Source organism: Chromatiales bacterium (assembly GCA_020445605.1).
Lineage (GTDB): Bacteria > Pseudomonadota > Gammaproteobacteria > JAGRGH01 > JAGRGH01 > JAGRGH01.
On sequence record JAGRGH010000003.1, the window covers coordinates 104,686 to 129,734 of the forward strand.

Genomic DNA, 25,049 nt, shown 5'->3' on the forward strand with positions numbered 1-25,049 from the left:
CGTGACGCCCTGCCTCAGTGCAGGTCGCGCCAGTATTCCTTCTTGAGCGCGTAGGCGAGCAGCCCGAACAGGATCAGGAACCCGATGACCCACTTGCCCATGTGCAGTCGTTCGATCTCGGCCGGTTCGCCCATGTAGGCCATGAAGTTCACGAGATCGCGCACGGCCGTGTCGTACTCGTCCGCCGACATCGAGCCTGGTTCGACGATTTCGAAGCGGTCGAACTTCTTATAGGTGTGGGTCTCGCCGTCGACCTTGCGCTCCTCGTCCACGAACACGGCCTTCTGCAGGCCCTGCAGGTCGGCGAGCACGTGCGGCATGCCGACGCCCGGAAACACCAGGTTGTTCACGCCGATCGGTACGCGGGATTCATCCAGATAGAACGTCCGCAGATAGGTGTACAGCCAGTCCACCCCCCGCGCGCGGGCGATCAGCGACAGATCGGGCGGCACGTTACCAAACCACTCGCGCGCCTCGGCCGCTGGCAGGGCATTGGTCAGCGTGTCGCCGATCTTGATGCCCGTGAACATCAGGTTGTCTTTCACCAGATCGTGCGTCAGCTCGAGGTCGCGCGCGATGTGCTCGTAGCGCAGGTACGCGGCCTGATGGCAGCCCAGACAGTAGTTCACGAAGTACTTCGCGCCACGCTGCAGCGAGCCGACGTCCGAAGGATCGATGTTCGCGTGGTCCAGCTTCGGGCCGTGACCGCTCGAGGCGAGCGCGAGCGACGGGACAAGCAGCGAAAGTGCCAACAGAATCGTTTTCATCAGCCTGTCACCCGATCCGGAACTTCGCGCGCACGCATGAGCGCAGGCGCGGCGGCGGCCAGCAGAAGGAACACCGCAAAATACACGATCACCACCGGCGAGCTGGTCAGAATCAATCCGAGTCGCTCCTGGTCGGCCAGGTAGCGCAGGAAGTCCATGCCCGCAACGACGACCATCGCCAGCACGAACAGCGTGCGATAGGTGCCCGCCGAGCGCACCCGGCTGTAGACGATCAGCAGCAGGAAGAAGCCGAAGTACAGCTCCGAGAGCCGGAACGCGGCCTCCGAGAACGCGGCCGTCGCCGGCTGCGTGCCGAGATAGCCGAGGATCACGAAGGTGATCACGAACACGGCGATCAGCGGTTTGAACAGCGTCTCGCGATAGCGGATCGACTTGACCGGGTTGCGGTCCAGCCACGGCAGCAAGAACAGCACGACGATCGCCGCGCCCATCGCGAGGACGCCGGTCAGCTTGTCCGGAATCGCGCGGAGAATCGCGTAGAACGGCGTGAAGTACCACAGCGGCACGATGTGCTCGGGCGTGACCAGCGGATCGGCCGGCAGAAAGTTGTCGCGCTCGAGGAACCAGTTCCAGAACGTCGGCTCGTAGAAGATCACCAGCGCGAACAGGATCAGGAACACCACCACGCCGACGATATCCTTGACGGTGTAGTACGGGTGGAACGGGATGCCGTCCAGCGGCTTGCCGTCGGCACCCTTCTTCTTCTTGATCTCGACGCCGTCCGGGTTGTTCGAGCCGACCTTGTGCAGGGCGACGATGTGCACGAACACCAGCGCGACGAGGATCAGCGGCACGGCGATCACGTGGAACGCGAAGAAGCGGTTCAGCGTGATGTCGGAGACGACGTAGTCACCGCGAATCCACTCCGCGAGACCCTCGCCGATATACGGAATGGCGCCGAACAGCGAGATGATCACCTGCGCGCCCCAGTACGACATCTGGCCCCAGGGCAGCAGATAGCCCATGAACGCCTCGGCCATCAGCGCGAGATAGATCGCCATGCCGATCAGCCACACGAGTTCGCGCGGCTTCTTGTGCGAGCCGTAGATCAGGCCGCGGAACATGTGCATGTAGACGACGATGAAGAACGCCGATGCACCCGTCGAGTGCATGTAGCGGATCAGCCAGCCCCAGTCCACATCGCGCATGATGTACTCGACCGAAGCGAAGGCCTCGGCCGCGGACGGCTTGTAGTTCATCGTCAGCCAGATCCCGGTCAGGATCTGGTTGACCAGCACGAGCAGCGCCAGTGAGCCGAAGAAGTAGAAGAAGTTGAAATTCTTCGGTGCGTAGTACTGGGCGAGGTGCTCGTTCCAGACCTTCGTCAGCGGAAAGCGGTCATCGATCCAGCCGACCAGATTGCGCAGCATCTGCATCACGCCACCCCTTCGGCTTCGCCGACCTTGATTTCCGTGTCGCTCAGGTAGCGATACGGCGGGATTACCAGATTGGTCGGTGCCGGAACGCTCTTGTAGACACGGCCCGAGAGATCGAACCGCGAACCGTGACAGGGACAGAAAAACCCGCCCTTCCAGTCCGGCCCGAGGTCATCGGGCGCCACATCCGGGCGGAACGTCGGCGCACAGCCGAGATGCGTGCAGATGCCGACCACGACGAGGTATTCGCTGCGGATCGCACGGCCCTCGTTGCGGCAGGAATCGGGCTGTTCGGATTTCTCCGAGCCCGGATCGCGAAGCTGCGCGGCCAGCACCGGCAGCGACGCGAGCATGGCCTCGGTGCGGCGCACGATCCAGACCGGCTTGCCGCGCCACTGGATGGTGATGCGCTGGCCGGGCTGAAGCTTGCCAATGTCGACATCCACAGGCGCACCGGCCGCGCGGGCCTTGTCGCTGGGCTGCATGGAGGCCACGAAGGGCACGGCCGCGTAGACCGCGCCGACGGTACCCACCGCCGTGGTCGCGATCAGCAGGTTGCGCCGCTTGCGATTGATCGAGTCAGAACTCATGAGGGAGCGTCTCTCCGCATTGATTTTCGGCCCCGGGACACCCGCGCCCCGGTCCACCCCTGCGCCGCGCCAGTGCGCGTCGCCGCTGCGCGGGTTCTCGGTCGCGCGCACCGGCCGTGACGGGTTCGGCCGACCGGTTTCCCGGCGGGCCTGCGCCTGACGGCATGTCTATCAGTAAATCAAAATATAAGGATTTGGCCGAAGCCGGCCGGCAATTGTCGTACAGTGCGCGAAAACGGTCAAGGTTACCCCATGTTTCGGGGTGTTTTTCTCGCGCCGTGTGGCATGAATCCGGGCCTTGCAGTAGGCTCGCGCGCAAACCTTCTGCGGGGCGGATCGCGAACCGATGTCCTTACCACTCGCCGGCCGCGCAGCGCTGGTCACCGGTGCCGCGCGCGGCATCGGCCGTGCCACGGCACTGAAACTGGCGCGCGCGGGCTGCGACATCATCGCCGGCTATTACGGCAGCCATGCCGAGGCCGAGTCGCTGTGCGGGGAGGTCCGGGCACTGGGGCGCCGCGCGCTGGCGGTGCAGGCGAGTGTCGCGCTGCCCGACAGCGTGGCAGAGCTGTTCGCGGCCATCGCCGCGGAGTTCCCGCGCCTGGATATCGTCGTCAGCAACGCCGCGACCGGCGTGCTCAAGCCGCTGTCCGACCTCAAGCTCAAGCACTGGCGCTGGTGCATGGAAACCAATGCGCTGGCACTCAATCTGCTCGCCCAGCACGCCGTCGAACGCATGCCCGACGGCGGCCGGATCATCGCCCTGTCTAGCCTCGGTGCGTACCGCGCGATCCCGAACTATGCCTTCATCGGTGCTTCCAAGGCCGCGCTGGAGTCGCTGGCGCGGTCACTCGCGCAGGAACTCGGTCCGAAAGGCATCCGCGTGAATGTCGTCAATGCCGGCGTCGTGGACACCGACGCCCTGGGCTATTTCCCGAACCGCGAGCAGCTGCTGGCGGAGTTCGCCGCCCGCACGCCGGCCGGGCCGGTGCTGCGCGCCGAGGACGTCGCCGACGCGGTCTATCTCCTGTGTCTGCCCGAGGCGAACATGATCAACGGCCATACGCTGTTCGTCGATGGCGGTTTCGCGGTGTCCGGCTGATGACGGTGGACACCGACGCGGGACTGTCCGGCAAGGTCGCGCTGGTCACCGGCGGCAGCCGCGGCATCGGGCGCGCGGTCGTCGAACGCCTGGCCGCGGCCGGCATGGACGTGACCTTCGTCTACCGTGACCGTGCGGATGCGGCCGAAGCGGTGGTCGCGGACTGCATCGCCGCAGGTGGCCGGGTGCGGGCCGAACGGCTGGACGTCACGGACGCCGGGGCCTGCGAGGCCATCGCGGAGGCGCTGTTCGAACGTGCCGGGCGCATCGATCTGCTGGTGAACAATGCCGGGATCATCCGTGATAACCTCCTCGCGCTTTTGACGCCCGATGATGTTCGAGCGGTGCTCGATACGAACGTCTCGGGCGTTTTCAATGTCACGCGCGCGGTCGTCCCGTTCATGATCATGCAGCGCGCGGGTCGGATCGTGAACATCAGTTCGGTGTCGGGCGAGCGCGGCGGGCGCGGGCAGACCAACTATGCCGCCAGCAAGGGCGCGATCAATGCGCTGACGCGGGCGCTGGCGGTGGAACTCGGCCGGCGCGGCATCCTGGTCAACGCGGTCGCGCCCGGCGTCATCGACACCGAGATGTCGCAGGCCGTCCGTGACGCCGCCGGCGAGCAGGTGCTCTCACGCATCGTGCTGCGTCGCATCGGCACACCGGCGGATGTCGCGCATGCGGTATGGTTTCTGGCTTCACGCTTCGCCGACTACATCACCGGTCAGGTGCTCGGCGTCGACGGCGGCTTCAAGATGGAGTGATTTGCAACGTGTCTCTGGCTGAAATTTCCGACGCTGACATCCAGGCCGTATATCCGATGGTTGCGACAACCATCGCCGATGCACTCGGGCTGGATGCCGAGGACGTCGAACTCAAGCACTCCCTGATCGAGGATCTCGAGGCCGAGTCGATCGATTTTCTCGATCTGGTGTTCCGTCTGGAGCGGGCGTTCAAGATCAAGATCCCGCGCGGGCGCATCCTCGAGGACGCGCGTGGCGAGATGGCGGAGTCGGAGTTTGAAGCCAACGGTACGGTCACCGAAACCGGCCTGGCCCGGCTGCGCGAGTTCCTGAGCGAGGTGCCGGCGGCGCGTTTCACACCCGGCCTGAAGACCGCCGACATTCCCCGGCTGTACACGGCCGAGACCTTCTGCAAACTGGTCGTGCGCGCGCAGCGCGATGCGGCCGCGGCGGGCTGAACCCGGCCCGATTCCCGACCGGTCTGGCGTGGCGGATCGCTACAGCGCATTTTCGTTCGTCGACCGCATCCGCGTGCTCGAACCGGGCGTCCGCGCGCGGGGCCGCTTCCACGTGCCGGCACGGATCACGCGCTTCTCGGCGCAGCTCGCCTCCGAGGCGGTTGGCCAACTCGCCGCTTGGGTCGCCATGAACGAACTCGGATTCCGGCTGCGGCCGGTTGCGGGCATCGCTTCCGACGTGCGCTATTTCGCGGACGTTCCACCCGGTGCGACGATCGATCTCGAGGTTGGGATCGACCGGCTCGACGAGGAGTCCGTGATCTACCACGGCGCGGCGCGGGTGGCGGATGCCCCGGCCGCCGTGCTGACCGATATCCTCGGCCCCATGCTGCCGGCCGGTGATTTCGATTCCCCCGAGGACCTGCGCGGGCGCTACCAGTTGCTGACCACCACGGGCGCCGCTGTGGACCGCTTGCGCGAACTGCCGGCATTGCCCTGGACCGTGATCCGTAGCGAACCGGGACGATCGCTGGCTGCGCAGCTCGATGTACCCGGCTTTGCCCCGGCGTTCGCCGATCATTTCCCGCGCAAGCCGGTGTTCCCGGCGACCCTGCTGGTCGATCGGCACGTCGAAATGCTGCGTGGCCTGGCCGCCGAAGTGCCGGGCTGGTCCGACTCGAACACGGCCGAGGTGCGGCTCACCGATCTCAAGCAGCGCGCCTTCGTGGAGCCTGGCTCAAGGCTCGAGATGGAGACGAAGATCGAGCGCGTTGGCGATGAAGTCCTTTCCGCGCGACTGCTTGCGACCTGTGCCGGGCGTCGGGTCGCGCAGGCCCGCGCCGAAGTGCGGGCGGGGGCGATGGCGAATGTCTGAACTGCGCCGCGTCGCCGTCACGGGGGTCGGACTGGTCACGCCGGCCGGCAACGACGTTGCGAGCAGCTGGGATGCCATGCTGGCCGCGCGCAGCGCGGCCGGCCCGATCACCCTGTTCGACGCCAGCGGCTTTTCGACCCGCATCGCCGCCGAGGTCAAGGGCTTCGACGTCCGTGCAGTCATCGACGACCGGCGCCTGCTCAAGTACGCCGGGCGTGCCCAGGCCTTTGCACTGGCGGCCGCGGAACAGGCCATTCGCGATGCCGGGATCCGGCCTGCTCCCGGCACGGCCTCGCGCTGGGGCTGTGCGGTGGGCACCGGCATGATGGGCGGCACGTTCGACGATCTCGCCGCAATCCATGCCGGGAGCACCCGCGATGGCATGCTCGACCCGGCGCGCCTGCTCGACAACCCGGCGGCGCAGGATCCCATAGCGTTCTGTCGCAGCCAGTCGACCGCCGGCATCGCGCTGCTGCTCAAGCGTTTCGGCATCCGCGGCTACGCGAGTTCGGTGCACACCGCCTGTGCCTCCGGCGGGCAGGCCGTGGGCACGGCCATGAAACTCATCCGCCGTGGCGGCGCGGACTATGCGCTCGCCGGTGGGTTCGACTCGATGATCTCGCCGGTCGGCCTCGCCGGATTCTGTCTGCTGCACGCGGTCTCGCCGGACAACGACGCGCCCGAACGCGCCAGCCGACCGTTCGACGAGACGCGCAACGGCTTTGTGCTCGGCGAGGGGGCCGGGTTTCTCGTGCTTGAGGAGTGGCAGGCGGCGCGGCGGCGCGGGGCGCGCATCTATGCCGAACTCGCCGGCGACGGCAACTCGCTTTCGAGCTACCGCATCACCGATTCGCACCCGTCCGGCGACGGGCCGATCCAGGCCATGCGTCAGGCACTGTGGAGCGCCGGTGCGGACCCCGCCGAGGTCGATTACCTGAACGCCCATGGCACCTCGACGCAGATGAACGACCGCAGCGAATGCGCGGCCGTGCGCGCGGTCTTCGGGGCCGGTTTCGCAAACGTCGCCGTGAGTTCGACCAAGAGCGTGATTGGTCATCTGATCGCCGGCGCCGGCGCCGTGGAGGCAGTGGTCTGCGCGCTGGCGATCCACCACGGTCGCTTGCCCGTGAACGCCAATCTGCACACGCCCGATCCCGCCGCCGATGGCATCGACATCGTGCGCGACCAGGCACGCGAACGCGAGGTGCGTGTCGCACTGTCGAACTCGCTGGGATTCGGCGGCTCGAACAGCTGCCTGGCGCTGCGGCGGCCGGACCTCACGGACGCGCTGGCGGGTACGCGGGCATGAGCGGCGATCCGGCGATCGTCATCACCGGCAGCGGCGCGGTCTGCGGCCTGGGCAGTACGCCCGCAGACATCGCCACGGCGCTGTTCGACGGGCGCTCGGCCATCGCGCCGGTCACCGCCTGGGACACCGCCGGCTGGCCGCGAAACCTCGGCGCCGAGGTGCACGAACCCGGGCTGCGCGAACTGGTGCCGGACCGCAAGGTGCACAAACTCATCCGGCGCACGGACTTCTACGGCATCTTTGCCGCGGAACGTGCCGTCGATGCGGCCGGCTGGCTGCCCCAGCGTTCGACACTCGATGCGGCCGCGTGCGAGGCGTTCAACGACCGCACCGGCGTGTACGTCGGTTCCGGCGGCGGCAACTTCGAGAACCAGTACGACTATTTCCCGCTGTTCGACGCGGCCGCCGGGCACCTCCCGGCGTTCGGTCGCGAACTCGACAGCCAGGTCAGCCCGATGTGGCTGCTGCGCGCGCTGCCGAACAACGTGCTGTGTCATGTCGGCATCCGGCTCGGATTCAAGGGCGCGAACGCCTGCATCACGAACCATGCGGTCAGCGGACTGATGGCCGTGATCGAGGCCGCCGAAGGTCTGCGCGGCGGCGAGGCCGATCGCGCCGTGGCCGTCGGCCACGACAGCCCGCTGGAACCACAGGTCTTTTCGTATATGCACCGGCTCGGGTTGCTCGCGGCCGGGCGCCTGCGGTCGTTCGATCGCGGGCGCGATGGCAGCGTGCTCGGCGAGGGCGCCGCGGCCGTGACTCTGGAGACGCGTGCGGCGGCGCAGGGGCGCGCGGCCGCCGTGCTCGGCGAGTACCTCGGTGGCGGAGTCGCGACCGACGGGCAGGGCATCCTCGAACTGGATCCAGCGGGCGACGGACTGGTCCGGGCGATTCGTGCGGCGCTGGCCGATGCCGGTCTCGAGCCCGCCGGGGTCGGCGCGATCTTCGCGCACGGCAATGGCACGCCGCTGTCGGATGCATCGGAGGCCGCGGCACTGTGTACGGTCTTCGGTGAGGCAACCCCGCCGCTGACCGCCTGCAAGTGGGGTTACGGACACCTGATCGCAGCGTCGGGGATCATCGATCTGGTGGTCGCCCTGGAGGCGATGCGCGCGGGTCGGCTGCCAGGCATCGCGACGCTGGAGACGCCAGACCCGGCGCTTGGGCCGTTGCGGGTTTCGTCGACGCCGCAGGCAGTGCGTGGTTCGGTCGCGCTGGTCATCGCGCGTGGCTTTGCCGGCATCGACGCGGCAGTGCTGTTGCGGGTGGCGGCCCGGACGCAATGAGCAGCGTGTCGGCGGTGCCGGCGGTCGCCGCCGTCGACCGTGTGGACCTTGTGCGATTCGCGCGGCTCCTCGACGGGACCGGCGACGCGCAGCTGAAACGCGTGTTCACGGCCGCCGAACTGGCCGAGCCGATCGCGCCGGATACGCGTCCAGCCCATCTCGCGGCCCTCTACGCCGCCAAGCGCGCGTGCGTGAAGCTGTTTGCGCGCGAGGCGGCGCTGGCGCTGGTCGATGTCGGTGATTTCGGCTTTGCGACCGGCAGCCCGGATGGTCCGGTGATTGCCGAACCCAGCGCCCGCGCGGAGACCGTTCTTGGGCTGCACCGCGTCGCGCGCGTCGAAATCCGGTGGCGCCACGCGGCCGCCGCCGTCGAGGCAACGGCCAGCACCGTCCCGATGGTCACCGAAACGGGCTGGCTCGATCGTCTTGCCTTCCGGCTCGTGCCGGCGCGCCGGCAGATCGTGCTGGAGAACCTGCGGCAGGTGTATGCGCAGTTGCCCGAGGCGGAGATCCTGCGGCTCGCACAGGCGCACTACGGGCATCTGTTGCGGCTCGCCGCTGAGTTCTTGCTCTATCCGCTCAAATCGCGCGCCCGCAAGCTCGCGATGGCCCGTGTTGAGGGTCTGGACGAACTGTTTGCTGCGCACGCCCGCGGCAACGGGGTGCTGGTGCTGACCGGCCACTTCGGCAACTTCGAGGTCGCGACCGCCGCCGCGCTGGCGCAGTTTCCCGAGGGTCGCGGGCGGTTCCACTTTCTCGCCCGGCCGTTTCGACCAGCCTGGTTCAACGCCTGGGTTACGCGCCGGCTGAACGAGGCCGGATTCGGCGTTCTGCCCAAGAACGGATCGCTGGAGTGGGTGTTCGAGCGGCTGGCGGCCGGCGACATCGTGGTGTTCCCGTTCGACCAGCACGCCGGACCGAAGCTTGGCATCCGCGTGCCGTTTTTCGGCCGCCCGGCCGGCACGTTCAGGGCGCTGGCGCTGGTCGCAAAGGCGACCGGCGCGCCCGTGGTGCCGGGGGCCTGCTGGCGCGAACCGGATGGCCGTCACGTGCTGCGCTTCGAACCCGCGCTGGAGTATCTCGAAGACCCGGACCAGACGGCTGAGGTCCGCCGCAACACGCGTGCCTACAACGCGGTGCTGGAGCGCCTGATCGTGCGTCACCCCGAGCAGTGGTTCTGGGTGCACCGGCGCTGGAAGGATCGCAGGCACGACCGCCGCCACAGCCGGCGCCGGCGCATGCAGGAATAGCCCCGGGCCTCAGGCCGGATTGTCGAGATCGACGAACTCGTGCTCGATGCCGAGCGCCGCGGCCGCGCGGGCGCCCAGTGCGCGCACGCCACCGCGTTCGGTCGCGTGATGGCCGGCGGCGAAGAAGTGAATGCCGCACTCGCGCGCGACATGCACGGTCTGCTCGGAGACCTCGCCGGTCAGATAGGCATCCACGCCGGCGGACACGGCGCGTTCGATGTAGCCCTGCGCTGCACCCGTGCACCAGGCGATGCGCCGGATCGGCCGGTCGCCGCCGGTGACCACCAGCGGTTCGCGGCCGAGGCGTTCGCGGATGCGTAGCGCGACCGCGCCGGCGGCGAGCGGTGTCCCGACCGTGCCGGACCAGAGCAGCCCGCGTTCATCGATCGGCGCGGCGTCCGCAAACTCCAGCAACGCGCCGAGCTGTGCGTTGTTGCCGACCTCGGGATGCGCGTCCAGCGGCAGGTGATAGGCGACGAGCGCGATCCCGGCATCGATCAGCGCGCGCACGCGCCGCCCCTTCATGCCGGTGAGGCACGGGTTCTCGCCGCGCCAGAACCAGCCGTGGTGCACGAGGATTGCGTCGGCCTCGAGTTCGGCCGCGCGCTCGATCAGCGCGAGGCTCGCGGTCACGCCGCTCACCAGGCGTTTCAGTGGCCGCCGGCCCTCGACCTGCAAGCCGTTCGGGCAGTAGTCGTCGAACCGGGCCGGTTCCAGCAGCGCGTCGCACCAGGCGACCAGGTCTTCAGGCGTGGGCATCGCTTGCATTGTGTCCTTCTAGGGCCTGTTCACACTACGGGTGACGCCGCGGCGGCGAGCCGCGCGCGCAGCCCGGCTTCATCCGTCGGCACCGCAAAGAAATGGCCCTGGACGTCGTCGCAGCCCAGCGTCTTCAGCAGCTCCACCTGCTCGGCGCTCTCCACGCCTTCCGCCGTCACCCGCAGCCCCAGCGCGCGCGCCATGCCGACCATGCTTGCGACGATGGCCTGCGCCTCGGCGTCAGCGGTCATGTCGGCGATGAAACTGCGATCGATCTTCAGCCGGGCGGCGACCAGCTGCCGCAGGTAGGCCAGACTCGAATAGCCGGTGCCGAAATCGTCGATCGCCAGTCGCGCGCCCAGTTCGGCCAGGCGTTGCAGTACGGCCGAGCCGGCGAGCGTCTCCTGCATGATGGTCGATTCGGTCAGTTCCAGTTCGAGCAGCCCGGGCGCCAGCGCGGTTTCATGCAGTACTTCCGACACGCGTGTCTCGAAGCCGGGACGGCGCAGCTGCAGGGCGGAAACATTCACCATCACCGGCAGGCCGGGCACGATTTCCTGCCAGCGGCTGGCCGCACGGCAGGCTTCGGCGAGGATCCATTCGCCCAGCGTCACGATGAGCCCGGAATCCTCCGCCACCGGGATGAAGCGCGACGGCGGGACCCAGCCCCATTGCGGATGCTCCCAGCGCGCCAGCGCCTCGACACCGACCGGCCGGCCATCGGCGAGCGAGAACACCGGCTGGTAGTGCAGCCGGAACTCGCCGCCAGCGAGCCCCTGGCGCAGGCCCGTCTCCATCGCCAGACGGTCGCGCGCCCGCGCATTCTGCAACGGGTCCGCGAACTGGTAGGTGTTGCGGCCGCTGTCCTTGGCCGCGTACATCGCCCGATCGGCGCAGGCCAGCCAGCCCGCGGCGTCGAGCGCGTCATCGGGATACACCGCGATGCCGATACTCACGCCCACCGAGACGCTCTGTCCGCCGATCGGTACCGGCCGGGCGAGTTCGTCGATGATCTTCTGTGCAACGTGACGCGGATCGTCGTCCTGCCGGATCTCGGGCATCAGGATGACGAATTCGTCCCCGCCCAGCCGTGCCACGGTGTCATCCTCGCGCACCATGCGCCGCAGCCGGTCGGCGACCGTGCTGAGCAGCGCGTCGCCCATGGTGTGGCCAAGCGAATCGTTGACGTTCTTGAAGCGGTCGAGATCGAGGAACAGGATGGCCGCGCGGCTTTCCATCCGGTGGGCATGCGCGAGCGCCTGCTGCATCCGGTCAGCCAGCAGGCGCTGGTTGGGCAGGCCGGTCAGGCTGTCGTGGTGCGCCTGTGCGTACAGGCGTTCTTCGGAAGCGCGCAGGCGGGCGTGTTCGGCGCGCGTGCGGGCACGCATGCGCAACAGCACGAGCGCGGTCGCCACGAACGCGAGCGTGGCACCCAGCGGCAGCAGTGCGGCGCGCACCAGCGCCTCGCGCCAGTTGCGTGCGTCGACGTCCACACCGAACACCGCGAGCGTCCTGCCGCTGTCGGGGTCCGGTTGCGCGACGAGTGCGCTCACCCACACGCCCCAGCGATCCTGGACCGGACCCTCGGTCATCGGCACTTGATCGTCGAACAGCGTCAGCAGTTCGGGCGTCGCTTCATCGTATGCCATGCCCGGAGGCGAGTAGTCCGCCGACCCGGCCGGCTCGGAATCGATGAGAAAACGCACGACGCCGTCGTTCCCGCGCACCAGAAGATAAGCGAAGCGGTACTGCGCGCCGACGGCCCGCAGCCTCTCCAGCTGGAGTTTCAGGCGGGCATATTCGGGCCGCATCGCGTCATCCGCCGCGCCGCGCAGGGCGCGCACCGCCTCCCAGTCCATGGCGCGCACCATCAGTTGCGCCTCGGTCAGCCACTGCTCCCGCAGTGCGGCATCGGCCGAACGCACCGCCTGCACGGTCGCGATCACTCCGGCCAGCACGGCGGTCAGCATGACCACTGCCGGCCAGATTGCGCGGCTGCCGCGGGGCGTGCTCATGTGGCGTCACAGACCACAAGCATCCAATCCGAAACGTTAACGGCTAGAATCATCCGGAATGCTCCCCACGTCCGCATGCCCGATGTTCGGCAGCGGCGCCCCAGTCTACGTGAACCGGCCCTGACGTCCTCGCACATGGAAATACGATCGATCTCCACGCTGGCCTCGGCCGCGCTGTCCGCCGCGCTCATCGGCGCGGCCATCACGCTGTTCGTCCTGCGCGATCAGCCCCGGCGCGAGCCGGTCACGATCAGCCATGCCGCGGACACCCCGTTGTCGGCGCGCGCGGTCGGGCCGGTGTCCTATGCCGATGCGGTGCAGCGGGCCTCCCCGGCGGTGGTGAACATCTATACCACGCGGCTGGTGCGCCAGCGCGTGCACCCGCTGTTGCAGGACCCGATGATCCGGCGCTTCTTCGGCGAGGGCGCGATCATCCCCAAGCAGCGCCTGGCGCGGATCGAGAACAGCCTCGGCTCGGCGGTGATCGTCAGCCCGGACGGCTATCTGCTCACGAACAACCATGTGATCGCGGAGGCCGACGAGATCTTCGCATCCATGGCCGACGGCAACGCGCTGCCGGCGAAGCTGGTCGGCAGCGATCCGGACAGCGACATCGCGGTGCTCAAGATCGGCGCCAGCGATCTGCCGGCCATCACCTTCGGTTCCAGCGACACGCTGGCGGTCGGCGATGTCGTGCTCGCGATCGGAAATCCGTTCGGGGTCGGCAAGGCCGTGACCATGGGCATCGTCAGCGCGACGGGCCGATCGGACCTCGGCATCAACACCTTCGAGGATTTCATCCAGACCGATGCCGCCATCAACCCCGGCAATTCCGGTGGTGCACTCGTCAACGCCCGCGGCGAACTCGTCGGCATCAATACCGCCATCTTTTCCAAGACCGGCGCATCCATCGGCATCGGCTTTGCCATCCCCGCGAAGCTGGCGGAAGGCGTCATGCAGCAGATCATCACCCATGGTCGCGCCGTGCGCGGCTGGCTGGGCATTCGCGTGCAGGACGTCACGACCGAACTCGCGGAATCCATGGGGCTGGATGCCTCGAACGGCGGGGTGCTGATCGCCGGTACGCTGGAGAAAGGCCCGGCGGACCGCGCCGGCGTCGAGCCCGGCGATTTCGTCACGGCTATCGACGGGGTCGCCGTGCGCGATGCGCGCCATCTGCTGAACCTCATCGCGCGTCACGCGCCCGGTACGGCGCTGAAGCTCGAGGCGCTGCGTGGCAACCAGACGATCGCGATTGACGCACTGGCCGGCGAGCGGCCGGCGATCCTGGATCAATAGCGCGCGCGGCGCGGTCAGTCGCCGGTGACGGCCCCTTCCGAGGCGCTGGACACGAGCTTCGCGTATTTCGCCAGCACGCCTTGGCGGTAGCGCGGCTTCGGTGCCTGCCATTGTTTCGCGCGCTGTTTGAGTTTCCGGTCCGAAACGTTCAGCGTCAGCGTGCGACGTTCGGCGTCGATGGTGATCTCGTCGCCGTCCTCGACCAGCGCCAGCGGACCGCCGACCGCGGCCTCGGGTGTGATGTGACCGACCACGAAGCCGTGTGAACCGCCGGAGAAGCGGCCGTCGGTGATCAGCGCCACGGACTTGCCGAGCCCGCGCCCCATGACTGCCGAGGTCGGCGACAGCATCTCGCGCATGCCGGGTCCACCGACCGGTCCCTCATAACGTACCACGATCACGTCGCCGGGTTGGACGGTGCCGTCGAGGATGCGCTTGAGCGCGTGTTCCTCGGAACCGAACACCCGCGCCGTACCGGTGAAACTCAGCCCCTCCTTGCCGGTGATCTTCGCGACGGCGCCGTCCGGCGCGAGGTTGCCCTTGAGTATGACCAGATGGCTGTCCTTCTTGATCGGCCTCTTCAGCGGCTGAATGATCGTCTGGCCGGCCGGGTAGGGCTTCACGTCGCGCAGGTCCTGGGCAAGGGTCTTGCCCGTGACCGTCCGACAGTCGCCGTGCAGCAGCTTGGCCTTGAGCAGCATCTTCATCAGCGGGCGGATGCCGCCGATCTCGATCAGCTCGGACATCATGTGCCGACCGCTGGGCCGCAGGTCGGCCAGCACCGGCACGCGTTTGCCGATGCGCGTGAAATCGTCGATCGACAGCTTCACGCCGCTCGCGCGCGCCATCGCCAGCAGGTGCAGCACCGCGTTGGTCGATCCGCCCAGCGCGATCACCACGGTGATGGCGTTCTCGAACGCCTTGCGGGTCATGATGTCGCGCGGTCGGATGCCGGCCTTCAGCAACGCCACGGCCGCTGCGCCGGCGCGTCGGCAGTCCTCGCGCTTGTCGTCGGACACCGCCGCCTGGGCCGAGGAGCCTGGCAGGCTCATGCCCAGCGCCTCGATCGCCGAGGCCATGGTGTTCGCCGTGTACATGCCGCCGCAGGAGCCGGGGCCGGGGATGGCCTTGCGTTCGATCTCGGTGAGTTCCGCGTCGTCGATCGTGCCGGCCGCGCGCTGTCCGACCGCCTCGAACACCGAGACGATGTCGATGTTCTTCTCGCCATGACAACCGGGCAGGATCGTGCCGCCATAGACGAACACGGCCGGGCGGTTGAGCCGCGCGAGTGCGATCATCAGACCCGGCATGTTCTTGTCGCAGCCGCCGATGGCGACCAGCGCGTCAAAACCCTCGCAGCCGGTCACGGTCTCGACCGAGTCGGCAATGACCTCGCGGGAAACCAGCGAGTACTTCATGCCCTCGCTGCCCATCGAGATGCCGTCGGAAATGGTGATCGTGTTAAAGATCACCGACTTGCCGCCCGCGTCGTCAGCGCCGGCCGCGGCCTCGCGGGCAAGGCCATCGATATGCGAGTTGCAGGGCGTGACCTGCGCCCAGGTCGAGGCGACGCCGACCTGCGGTTTGCTGAAGTCCGCATCGCCGAAGCCGACCGCGCGCAGCATCGCGCGTGACGGCGCGCGCTCGTAGCCGTCGACGACGATCGACGAAAACTCGCGTGGATCGACGGGCTTTTTCTTCTTCGCGGCGGATTTTTTTGCGGCCATGGCGGGGCTTTCAGCTGGGTGAAACGGGGGCGCAAGTGTAGCAGCACGGCGCGGCCGTGCCGCGCGCTCAGGTTGCCTGGTCAGGCGCTCTGACCGACGTGCGCCGCGTCGGATTCCGCCGGCTCCAGCGGCTCGGGCAGGCCGACGGCCTGACCCTGGGCGAAGTCGACCCCGAGCGGCCGCAGCGCCTTGAGGATTGCCTTCGACTCCACGTATTCCGCGACGGTGCGCAACTTCATGACGTGGCCGATCTCGTTGATCGCGGCGACCACGGCGCTGTCGAGCGGGTCGACGAGCATGTCGCGCACGAACGCGCCGTCGATCTTCAGGAAATCCACCGGCAGGTGTTTCAGATAGGCGAACGAACTCAGCCCGATGCCGAAATCGTCCAGCGCAAAGTGGCAGCCCTGCGCCTTCAGTGCGTACATCAGTTCGCTCGCCGGGCCGAGATTCGAGATGGCCGCCGTTTCGGTGACCTCGAAGCACAGCCAGTCGAGTCCGAGACCGTGGACGTCGGCCTGGTGCAGCACGTATTCGCGCAGGCTGTCGTCGTTGAGCGACGCGCCGGACAGATTCACGCTGACCAGCCGTTCGCCGGTGTCCTGGTGCGCCGCATGCCAGCGGAACACGCGTGCGATCACCAGGCGGTCGATCTCACGCATCAGGCTGAAGCGTTCGGCGGCCGACAGGAACTGGTCGATCGACACGATCTGGCCTTCCTCGTCGATCATGCGCAGCAGCACCTCGAAGTGCTCGACGGTGTGATCGGAACCGGGATCGACGGCGACGATCGGCTGGCGATACAGCACGAAGCGATCGGCGGCGATTGCCGCGCGAATGCGCGCGACCCATTCCATCTCGCCGTGGCGGCGTTGCAGGTCGGCGTCGCTGGGCTCGTAGACGTGCACGCGGTTGCGGCCGGCGTCCTTGGCCGCATAACAGGCCAGATCGGCGGCCGCGAGCAGTTCCTCGACCGAGCGGCTCTGCGCGTCGATCGCGACGACGCCGGCACTCATGCCGACGTCGAAATAGCGATCGCCCCAGTTGAAGCGATATTCGGTGAGTGCGTTGCGCATGGTTTCGGCGGCGTCGACGCCGCGCTCGACCGGACAGTTGTAGATCAGCGCACCGAATTCGTCACCGCCGAGCCGCGCGAGCACGTCGTTGGAGCGCAGACGCGAACGCAGCACGCCGGCGACCTGTTGCAGCAGATCGTCGCCCGCGCGATGGCCGGCGGTGTCGTTGACGATCTTGAACTGGTCGAGGTCCAGATACACGAGCACGTGGCGGGCGCCCTTGGCCGTCGCATCCTCCAGCGCGCGCGCGATCCGGGACTCGAACTCGCGCCGGTTCAGCAGGTCGGTCAGCGGATCATGGCTGGCGCGGTAGGAAAGTTCGCGCGCCATAGCGCGGACTTCGGTCGAGTCGTGGAAGACCAGCACGGCGCCGGCGATGGACTGGTCCGGCGCGCGGATGGGCGCGGCGGTATGAGCGATGTCGAAGCGCATGCCGTCGGCGCGTTGCAGACGCGCGTTGTCCGGCGGGCCGCTGCGTGCGCGGCCCCCGAGCGCGCGCTCGACCGGGTTTTCCACCGGCTCGCCGTCGTGTTCGCCGATCAGTTGCAGGATCTCCGCGATCGGCCGGTCCGCGGCGCGAGCGAGCGTCCAGCCGGTCAGCGTTTCGGCGACCGGGTTCATGAACTCGACCCGCCCCCCGGCATCCACGGTGATCACGGCATCGCCGATCGACGCCAGCGTCACCTGCGCGCGTTCCTTCTCGCGGCGCACCTCGGCCTCGGCGTCCTTGCGCGAGGAGATGTCGAGCAGGAAGCCCTGGTAGCCGGTCACGCGCCCGTCGTCCTCGACGGTTGGCACGACGTAGCAGTACGCCCAGCGCAGCCGGCCGGAACCCGCGCCGGTGCCGAGTCGCACGTCCATGCCGAACGCGCTGGGTGGCATCTCGCGCGCGCGGCTGAAGATCACCGCGGCATCCGCGGGATGGATCAGCCGGCCGAGCGGAATGCGCCCGCGCACCAGTTGAACCGGATCGACGCCCAGCGCGGTCGCGTTGGGCGACATCGTACGAATCGGCCAGCCCGAGCGCGGCGAGCACTGGAACAGTACGACCGGTCCCTGTTCGAACAGACGCTGGTGACGCGCCTCGGCGACCGAGCGCAACGCCAGCTGCTCGACGGAGTCGACCAGCGAGCGCTCCAGCTCGCGGGTGGACAGTTCGTGGATGATGGCCGAGCGAATGTTCGCGGTGTACGCCCGTCCGAGCACCGCGACGGCGATGCCGAATGCCGCGAGCAGCAATCCGGCCGCGCGCGAACCCCAGTCCGGATAGGTCAGCAGCATGGTGGAGGGCAGCGACACGATGCCGACCAGGAACGCGATGAACATGCCGAAGTGCGCGCCATTGGTGGCGATGCTGCCGCTGGCGACGCTGATGGTGGCCGCGGCAACGAGGATCACTCCGGTCACGTCGGTCTGCGGGTCGATCAGAAACATGACGCCGCCCCAGGAAAGTCCTGCGACGGCCGCTGAGGCGATCAGCGCGTTTCGCCACGGGCCGATGGCCGAGTCGTCGGGTCGGGCAAGATGAAAGGCGACCACCAGACCAACCCGCCCAATGGCGATCGCGAACACGGTGGCCGCCCAGGCGAACAGGTGGGTGCCGATGCCGAAACGCTGGAACAGCGCGACCGACAGCGCCAGCACGAACAGGCTGGCGACCAGTGTCACGGGTGCCTGCGCGAAGACCAGACGAATCTGGCGCGCCTCCACGGCGCGCGGATCGATCACTGGGACCGGCGGTTCGATGCGATCGGCCGTGTTGGGCACAGACTCGCTCAGCAATTGCGATGGTGCTTCGATTATAGTCGTAAGCCTATGAGCCTCAGGAATTTTTCCGGTGCGAACGTGGCCGGATCGCCGACGAAAGCGCGTCCCGCATGCAGATGAACGTGGTCGCCGTCGGCACGCGCATGCCGGCGTGGGCCGATACCGCGGTGGAGGCCTATTGCCGGCGGGTCGCGGCGCGCTGGTCGCTGCGGGTCGTTGGGGTGCGTGCGCCGACACGTGCAAACACCGGTGATGCCGAGCGCTGCCGGCGCATCGAAGCCGAACGCATCCGCGCCGCGATCGGGCCGGGTAGCGCCGTGGTCGCGCTCGACGAGCGCGGCCAGCCCTGGTCCACCCAGGAACTCGCCGACCAGCTCGAGCGTCTGCGTGAACAGCACCGCTCCGCGGCCTTCGTGATCGGCGGCGCCGACGGTCTGGACCCGGACTGGCTGGCTGCGCAGCCACAGCGCTGGTCGCTGTCGCGGCTGACGCTGCCGCACGCGCTGGCACGGGTCGTGGTGGCCGAACAGCTCTACCGCGCGTGGTCGATCTGCACGAACCATCCGTATCATCGTGAGTGATCTGGCACTGGCCTCGCGTTCGCCGCGGCGCATCGAACTGCTGCGCCAGATCGGCGTGCACCCGCGCGTGATTGATGTCGTCGTGGATGAAACCCCGGTCGTCGGCGAGCCGGCCGCCGCGCTGGCGATGCGGCTGGCGTGCGCGAAGGCGCTGGCCGGACGCGGGGCGCTGGGCGACGAGCCGGTCCCGGTGCTCGCGGCGGACACCGTGGTCGCGCTGGGCGGGAGGGTGTTCGGCAAACCCGTGGACAGCGCCGACGCAATCCGTATGCTGCGCGCTTTGTCCGGGCGGCGACACGAGGTGTTCAGCGCTGTGGCGGTCGCCGGCCCGCGTTCGCTCGATGCCGCGCTGAGCCGTTCCGAAGTCAGCTTCGCGCGGCTCGATGCATCGGCCATCGAGCGTTATGTCGCCACCGGCGAGCCGCTGGACAAGGCCGGCGCGTATGCCATCCAGGGGCTTGCCGCCGGCTTCGTGCGCCGGCTCGCCGGCAGCTATTCTGGAGTCATGGGACTGCCGCTGTATGAGACCGCGCGCCTGTTGCGTGCCTTTGGAGTCGAACCGCTTGGCTGAATCGCTTTCCACCACAAGCGCCGAGCTGCTGATCAACGTCACGCCACCGGAGACCCGCGTCGCGCTGGTCGAAAACGGTGTGCTGCAGGAGATCCATATCGAGCGCACCAGCAAGCGCGGGCGCGTCGGCAACATCTACCGGGGGCGCGTGCAGCGGGTGTTGCCCGGCATGCAGGCGGCGTTCGTCGACATCGGTCTGGAACGCGCGGCGTTTCTGCACGCCTCGGACATCCACCGGTCCCACCTGGTCATGGCGAATGGCACGGACACGGCGACCGGACCGCACGAGCCGGACGATGACGAGGAAGATCGCGACATCACCGCGCTCGTCACCGAGGGTCAATCGCTGGTCGTGCAGGTCGTCAAGGATCCGATCGGCAGCAAGGGCGCACGGCTCACCACGCACCTGTCGATCCCGTCGCGCTACCTCGTCTACCTGCCGCAGGGACACGGCGTCGGCGTCTCCCAGAAGATCGAGGACGAGGACGAGCGCGCGCGTCTGCGCAGCCTGGTCGCCGGGCTGGCGACCAGCGAGCAGCCCGGCGGCATCATCGTGCGCACGGCGGCGGAGGGGGTGAGCGACGATGCGCTCGGCGCCGACCTGCGGTTTCTGCAAAGGCTCTGGGTGGCGGTGCGCGAGCGCTGCCAGACCGCCACGGCGCCGGCCCGCGTGCACGAGGACCTGCCGCTGGTGCTGCGGGCGCTGCGCGACCTGTTCGGCCCGCAGGTCGAGCAGGTGCGGGTGGACTCGCGCGAGAGCTTCCAGCGCGCCGTGGACTTCGCCACGCGTTTCATCCCCGAGGTGCGCGCGCGCATCGACTATTACCCGGGCGAGCGGCCGATCTTCGATCTCTACGGCATCGAAGATGAGATCCACAAGGCGCTGGACCGGCGGGTCGAATTGAAGTCCGGCGGGCATCTGGTGATCGACCAGACCGAGGCGATGACGACCATCGACGTCAACACCGGTGCGTTCGTCGGCCATCGCAACCTCGAAGAGACCATCTTCAAGACCAACTTCGAGGCCGCGCAGGCGATCGCGCGCCAGCTGCGGCTGCGCAATCTCGGCGGCATCATCATCATCGATTTCATCGACATGGCCGATCCCGAGCATCGGCGCCAGATCCTGCGTTCGCTCGAACGCGCGCTCGCGCGCGACCCGGCGCGTTGCCATGTATCGGCGGTGTCCGCGCTGGGTCTCGTCGAGATGACCCGCAAGCGCACGCGCGAGAGCCTCGAACGGGTGCTCTGCGAACCGTGTCCGACCTGTGCCGGCCGCGGCACGATGAAGACCGCCGAGAGCACCTGTTATGAAATCTTCCGCGAGATCCTGCGCGAGGCGCGCCAGTACGACGCCGATGCCCTGCTCGTGCTGGCCGCGCAGGCCGTCGTCGATCGGCTGCTCGACGAGGAATCCAACCACCTCGCCGAACTCGAGGCGTTCATCGGCAAGCCGATCCGCTTCCAGCCCGAGGCGCTCTACACCCAGGAGCAGTACGACGTCGTCCCGATCTGAGTTTCGGCGGCCGCGGTCCGATCGCGGACCCGCGCCGGTCGGCGGCGGTGCGGCCCGGGCGCGGCGCCGGCGCGCGGGTCTGCGCGTGAGCGGGAACCCATGATACGGGCGCTGCGCGGGCTGGCCCGCCTGGTGCTCACGCTTGCGGTCGTACTGCTCGTCGCCGCCGCGCTGCTGTCGGCGAGTCTGCGCTTTCTCGTGCCCTCGCTGGATCGCTGGCATGCCGAGATCGAGTCGCTGGCCTCCGACGCGCTCGGCCAGCCGGTGCGCGTCGGCCGGGTGCATGCCGAACTGCACGGGCTGGACCCGAGCCTGCGCATCGACGGCCTGCGCATCGAGACGCCCGACGGCAAGTCCGTCGCGCTCGAGGCCGCCGGGCTCTGGCTGATACCCGACGTGCTGGCGTCCATCGCCGCCGGTCGTCCGGTGCTGGAGTGGATCGAGCTGCGCGGTGTGGCGCTGTCGGTGAACCGGCTGTCTGACGGTACGATCCGGGTCGCCGGCGTGTCGGGCGCCGCGCCCGGCGCGGACAGCGCCGCCGGCCCGGGACTGGAATGGATTGGCGGGCTGCGCCGCGTGCGTGTGGCCGACAGCGTGCTGCATTACCAGGACTACCGCCTGCGCGGCCACCCGCTCGCGTTCCGGCAGGTCGAACTCGACATCGTCAACGAGGCCGACCGGCATCGCGCCAGCGGCCGGCTGAGTCTGCCGGCGGAGTGGGGCGGCAGCGTCCGGGTCGAACTCGACATGCAGGGCAGCCTGGTCGAACCCGCCGGGCGGCGCTCGACCCTCTACGCCGAGGCCGCAGGCGTGCAGCTGCCCGGCGTTCTGGAATTCTTTCTGGCTGGTCCGCCGTCGCTCGCGGCCGGCGAGTTCGGTGCGCGGGTCTGGACCCGGTGGGAAGACGGCCACCTGCGCAGTGCGCTCGGCGACCTGGCGGTCGAGCGTCTGGCGGGGGCGTCAGCGACCGGCGGCGAGTCGTTCTCGGCCCGCTTTGATCTCGACCGGGACCGCGACGCGGGGCGGTGGCATGCCCGCGTGCTTGGTGCGCCGCGGGTGGCGGGCGCCGAACCGGTGCGTGCGGAGCTGGAATATCGCGAGGCCATGGGCGGGCCCAGGGCCAGCCTGCGCGCCGCGCTGCGGGATCTGTCGGTCGCATCCGCCGCCGCAATTGCGCCGCAGGCGTTTGCCGCGATCGGTGCCGACGTCGCCCCGGGCGGCATGCTCGAAGAGCTGCTGATCTCGGTCGAGGCCGCGGTGGACGGCGACATCGATGTCGACTGGGCCGTGGCCGGTCGGGTACGCGATCTCGGGTTCGACAGCCGTGACCGGCGCCCGGCGGCCCGCGGTGTGGATGCGCGGTTCTGGGCGGGGCCGCGGGCCGGGCGCGTCGAGTTGGACAGCACCGGGGTCGCGCTCGATTTTCCGAAGGTGTTCGACGGCGCGCTTGCGCTGGATGCACTGCGCGGCGAACTGGTTTGGCGCCGTGACGCCGACGGGGCGCTGTACCTGAACGCCAGCGACATCGACGCGCGCAGCGGTGCGATGACGGTGTCCGCACGTGCCTATGTCGAGCATCACGCGGGTGAACCGGCGCAGCTCGATCTGCAGGCCCGGGCCGCGGGCGCCGACCAGCGTCGGCTTGCCGACCTGCTGCCGGTGCACATCATGCACCCGAACCTCGTCAACTGGCTGCGCAGCTCGATCCGTGCCGGTCACAGCGATGACGTGCGCGTGCTGGTGCACGGACCGCTGCGCGGATTTCCGTACGAGTCCGGCGGCGGCCGGTTTCAGGTGCTGGCGACCGTCGACGACGTGCAACTCGTCTACCGCCCGGAATGGCCGGCGATCGAGAAGGCCACGGCGCTGCTCGATTTCGACAACAACGCCATGACCATCCGGCTGGCCGATGGCCAGACCCACGGCCATGCGATCGCGTCGGCGACGGCGCGGATCGAGCGCCTGAAGCCCGTCACACCGCTGCTGATCCACGGCCGTACAGCCGGCACGGTCAGCGACGCGATCGGGTTCCTGCACGCGAGCCCGTTGCGCGAGCGCATCGGGCGGTTCATCGCGGAATCCGAGTTCGAGGGCAGCGCGAAGGTCGATCTGAATCTGGAGATTCCACTCGTCCACGACATCGGCGAGACGCATGTGAACGGCCATGTCGACGTCGACGGCGGGCGCCTGCACAACGCGGCGGCGGGTCTGACGGTCGATGCAATCGCCGGGCGGTTGGCGTTCAACCGGCAGGGCGTCGCGGCCGATGCGCTCGCCGTGCGGGTCTTCGATCTGCCGGCGATCGCCCGGTTCGATGCGCGCGCGGTCGACCGGCTGCCGGAGATCACGCTGCACGGCCAGGTCGGGGCCGGGCGTCTCGGACGTCTGCTCGGGCCGCTTGGTGGACAGCTTTCCGGGCAGACCGACTGGGTCGCCCACGTTGGTTCCGGGGACGCCGACGATGGGCCGGTGCGGATCGCGATCCTCTCGGACCTGCGCGGACTTGCCGCCGACCTGCCGCCCCCGTTCGGCAAGCGTGCCGACGATGTCGTCGCCTCCGAGGCGCTGCTGCGCTGGCAGCCGCATACGCGCGAAGGCCGGCTGCGGGTGGATACCGGCCGCGATGTACATCTGACCGCGGTCCTGCAGGGCGCCGAGGACGGCGCGCTCGCGTTCGAGCGCGGCAACCTGCGACTGGGCGCCGAGCCGATCGAGCCGGCCGAGCCGGGTCTGCTCGTCGACGGTCAGGTCGACAGCTTCGTGCTCGGCGACTGGCTCGACCGCCTCGCCGCCGCGCCGGATGCCAATGAATCCGCCGAGCCCGACGGTGCACAGCCCGTGCTGCGCCGCGTAGCGCTCCGGAGCGCACAGCTCGGCGTGCCCGGCGGTGGCCGCTTCGAGGATGCGCAGTTCGAACTGGAGCGCGCCGGCCAGGGCTGGACCGGCAGCGTGGACGGGCCGCGCCTCGCGGGACGCTTCGACGTGCCGGACCGCGCCGACAACGCGCGGCCGGTGCGGATCGTGCTCGAGCGGCTCGATCTGCGTGCGGCCGAGGACACGCCGGTCGGCGCGGGTGCGGTCGCCGCGGAGCCGCCCGATCCGGCGCGGGCCACGCCGTTTCGCCTGGACGTTGCGGCGCTGAGTCATGCCGGTCGCGCGATGGGGCGGCTCGAGGTCGACGCGCATCGCGCCGACGGCGGGCTGGAGTTCGCGACCATCCGCCTCGACGGGCAGGCGCTGCAGCTGAGCGGCCAGGGCCGCTGGACGGGCGCCGGCGACGCGATGCGCACGAGCCTGCGACTGCGCGCGAGCGGCGAGGACATCGGTCAGGTCCTGCGCCAGTTCGGCTACGCGCAGACGCTGACCGGCGCGCGCTTCGAGGCCGACATCGACAGTGCGGTCGCCGGTCCGCCCGCCGCGCTGGCGCTGACGGCGCTGAACGGCACGGTCGATCTGCGCCTGCGCGAAGGGCGCATTCCGAGCGTCGACCCCGGCGTGGGCCGGGTCTTCGGGCTGCTGAATCTGGGCACGATCGGCAAGCGTCTGACGCTGGATTTTCGCGATCTGTTCGAATCGGGCCTGCGCTTCGACCGCATCGACGGGCGCTTCACGCTCGCCGAAGGTGACGCCTACACCAACGACCTGCGCATCGAAGGTCCGAACGCCGGCATCGAGATCACCGGGCGGGTCGGCCTGCTTGCGCGCGACTACGACGAAACCGTCACCGTGACGCCGAACCTGGGCCTGTCGCTGCCGCTGGTCGGCGTGGCGGCCGGCGGGCCGGCGGTCGGTGCCGCCGTGTGGCTGGCGCAGAGCGTCCTGGGCCGGCCGGTCGAGCGCATCGCGCGGTTCCGCTACGAGGTCACCGGCCCGTGGGACGAACCCGTCATCGAGCGGGTCTCCGCACATGCGGACCAGAACGCCGCCGACGACGCGCCCGGCCAATAGCCGGGAATCGGCCG

General features: G+C 68.9%; 19 protein-coding genes. 12 read left to right on the forward strand and 7 right to left on the reverse strand.

The features are described from left to right. Window positions 1-14 precede the first annotated feature (14 nt). Genes KDG50_00700 through petA form a run of 3 tightly spaced genes read right to left on the reverse strand, consistent with a single transcriptional unit; the run spans window position 15 to window position 2,754 of the window. Entirely contained in the window at window positions 15-767 is a 753-nt protein-coding gene (locus KDG50_00700; protein ID MCB1863922.1) for a cytochrome c1, read from the reverse strand. Further along, window positions 767-2,158: a cytochrome bc complex cytochrome b subunit gene (locus tag KDG50_00705; protein ID MCB1863923.1), complete on the reverse strand. Its 1,392-nt coding sequence runs from the start codon at window positions 2,156-2,158 to the stop codon at window positions 767-769. The genes KDG50_00700 and KDG50_00705 overlap by 1 nt, the downstream gene beginning before the upstream one ends. A gap of 5 nt (window positions 2,159-2,163) precedes the next feature. After that, window positions 2,164-2,754, reverse strand: coding sequence for a ubiquinol-cytochrome c reductase iron-sulfur subunit (gene petA / locus KDG50_00710; protein MCB1863924.1), 591 nt, complete (start codon window positions 2,752-2,754; stop codon window positions 2,164-2,166). 346 nt (window positions 2,755-3,100) lie between these two features. Between petA and fabL the strand changes: the two genes are divergently transcribed. From fabL to KDG50_00745, 7 genes are read left to right on the forward strand one after another with little or no spacing between them, the layout of a single operon-like run. Then, window positions 3,101-3,856, forward strand: a complete 756-nt coding sequence (fabL, locus tag KDG50_00715; GenBank protein ID MCB1863925.1) for an enoyl-[acyl-carrier-protein] reductase FabL — start codon at window positions 3,101-3,103, stop codon at window positions 3,854-3,856. Next, complete coding sequence (gene fabG, locus KDG50_00720; GenBank protein MCB1863926.1) at window positions 3,856-4,620, forward strand: 3-oxoacyl-ACP reductase FabG; 765 nt, start codon at window positions 3,856-3,858, stop codon at window positions 4,618-4,620. Before fabL ends, fabG begins: the two co-directional genes overlap by 1 nt. Before the next feature lie 56 nt (window positions 4,621-4,676). After that, window positions 4,677-5,057, forward strand: coding sequence for a hypothetical protein (locus tag KDG50_00725; protein MCB1863927.1), 381 nt, complete (start codon window positions 4,677-4,679; stop codon window positions 5,055-5,057). Window positions 5,058-5,085: 28 nt separating this feature from the next. Continuing rightward, window positions 5,086-5,931, forward strand: a complete 846-nt coding sequence (locus KDG50_00730) for a hypothetical protein (GenBank protein ID MCB1863928.1) — start codon at window positions 5,086-5,088, stop codon at window positions 5,929-5,931. Continuing rightward, window positions 5,924-7,240 carry a beta-ketoacyl-[acyl-carrier-protein] synthase family protein gene (locus tag KDG50_00735; GenBank protein MCB1863929.1) on the forward strand — a complete coding sequence of 439 codons (1,317 nt, stop codon included), beginning with the start codon at window positions 5,924-5,926 and terminating at the stop codon, window positions 7,238-7,240. Before KDG50_00730 ends, KDG50_00735 begins: the two co-directional genes overlap by 8 nt. Beyond that, on the forward strand, window positions 7,237-8,526 hold the full coding sequence (locus tag KDG50_00740) for a hypothetical protein (protein ID MCB1863930.1): 1,290 nt from the start codon (window positions 7,237-7,239) through the stop codon (window positions 8,524-8,526). The genes KDG50_00735 and KDG50_00740 overlap by 4 nt, the downstream gene beginning before the upstream one ends. After that, on the forward strand, window positions 8,523-9,776 hold the full coding sequence (locus tag KDG50_00745; protein MCB1863931.1) for a hypothetical protein: 1,254 nt from the start codon (window positions 8,523-8,525) through the stop codon (window positions 9,774-9,776). The genes KDG50_00740 and KDG50_00745 overlap by 4 nt, the downstream gene beginning before the upstream one ends. 9 nt (window positions 9,777-9,785) lie before the next feature. Here KDG50_00745 and KDG50_00750 read toward each other — a convergent pair whose 3' ends face one another. Beyond that, a complete protein-coding gene (locus tag KDG50_00750) occupies window positions 9,786-10,535 on the reverse strand; it encodes a Nif3-like dinuclear metal center hexameric protein (protein ID MCB1863932.1) in 750 nt (249 codons plus the stop codon). Between the two features lie 29 nt (window positions 10,536-10,564). After that, complete coding sequence (locus KDG50_00755; protein ID MCB1863933.1) at window positions 10,565-12,550, reverse strand: EAL domain-containing protein; 1,986 nt, start codon at window positions 12,548-12,550, stop codon at window positions 10,565-10,567. Between the two features lie 135 nt (window positions 12,551-12,685). Between KDG50_00755 and KDG50_00760 the strand changes: the two genes are divergently transcribed. Next, the gene (locus KDG50_00760; protein MCB1863934.1) at window positions 12,686-13,849 is read left to right on the forward strand and encodes a trypsin-like peptidase domain-containing protein; all 1,164 of its coding nucleotides are present in this window, start codon (window positions 12,686-12,688) and stop codon (window positions 13,847-13,849) included. Window positions 13,850-13,863: 14 nt separating this feature from the next. Here the strand turns inward: KDG50_00760 and ilvD are convergent, their stop codons facing one another. Beyond that, the gene (gene ilvD / locus KDG50_00765; GenBank protein MCB1863935.1) at window positions 13,864-15,576 is read right to left on the reverse strand and encodes a dihydroxy-acid dehydratase; all 1,713 of its coding nucleotides are present in this window, start codon (window positions 15,574-15,576) and stop codon (window positions 13,864-13,866) included. Between the two features lie 80 nt (window positions 15,577-15,656). After that, complete coding sequence (locus tag KDG50_00770; GenBank protein ID MCB1863936.1) at window positions 15,657-18,434, reverse strand: EAL domain-containing protein; 2,778 nt, start codon at window positions 18,432-18,434, stop codon at window positions 15,657-15,659. 95 nt (window positions 18,435-18,529) lie between these two features. Here KDG50_00770 and rlmH point away from each other — a divergent pair, with 95 nt between their 5' ends. From rlmH to KDG50_00790, 4 genes are all read left to right on the forward strand, one after another. Continuing rightward, entirely contained in the window at window positions 18,530-19,000 is a 471-nt protein-coding gene (rlmH, locus tag KDG50_00775) for a 23S rRNA (pseudouridine(1915)-N(3))-methyltransferase RlmH (protein MCB1863937.1), read from the forward strand. Continuing rightward, window positions 18,993-19,571: a septum formation inhibitor Maf gene (gene maf, locus KDG50_00780; GenBank protein ID MCB1863938.1), complete on the forward strand. Its 579-nt coding sequence runs from the start codon at window positions 18,993-18,995 to the stop codon at window positions 19,569-19,571. The genes rlmH and maf overlap by 8 nt, the downstream gene beginning before the upstream one ends. Continuing rightward, window positions 19,522-21,087: a ribonuclease G gene (gene rng, locus KDG50_00785; GenBank protein ID MCB1863939.1), complete on the forward strand. Its 1,566-nt coding sequence runs from the start codon at window positions 19,522-19,524 to the stop codon at window positions 21,085-21,087. Before maf ends, rng begins: the two co-directional genes overlap by 50 nt. Window positions 21,088-21,186: 99 nt before the next feature. Next, entirely contained in the window at window positions 21,187-25,035 is a 3,849-nt protein-coding gene (locus KDG50_00790; GenBank protein ID MCB1863940.1) for a TIGR02099 family protein, read from the forward strand. The last annotated feature ends 14 nt before the right edge of the window (window positions 25,036-25,049 follow it).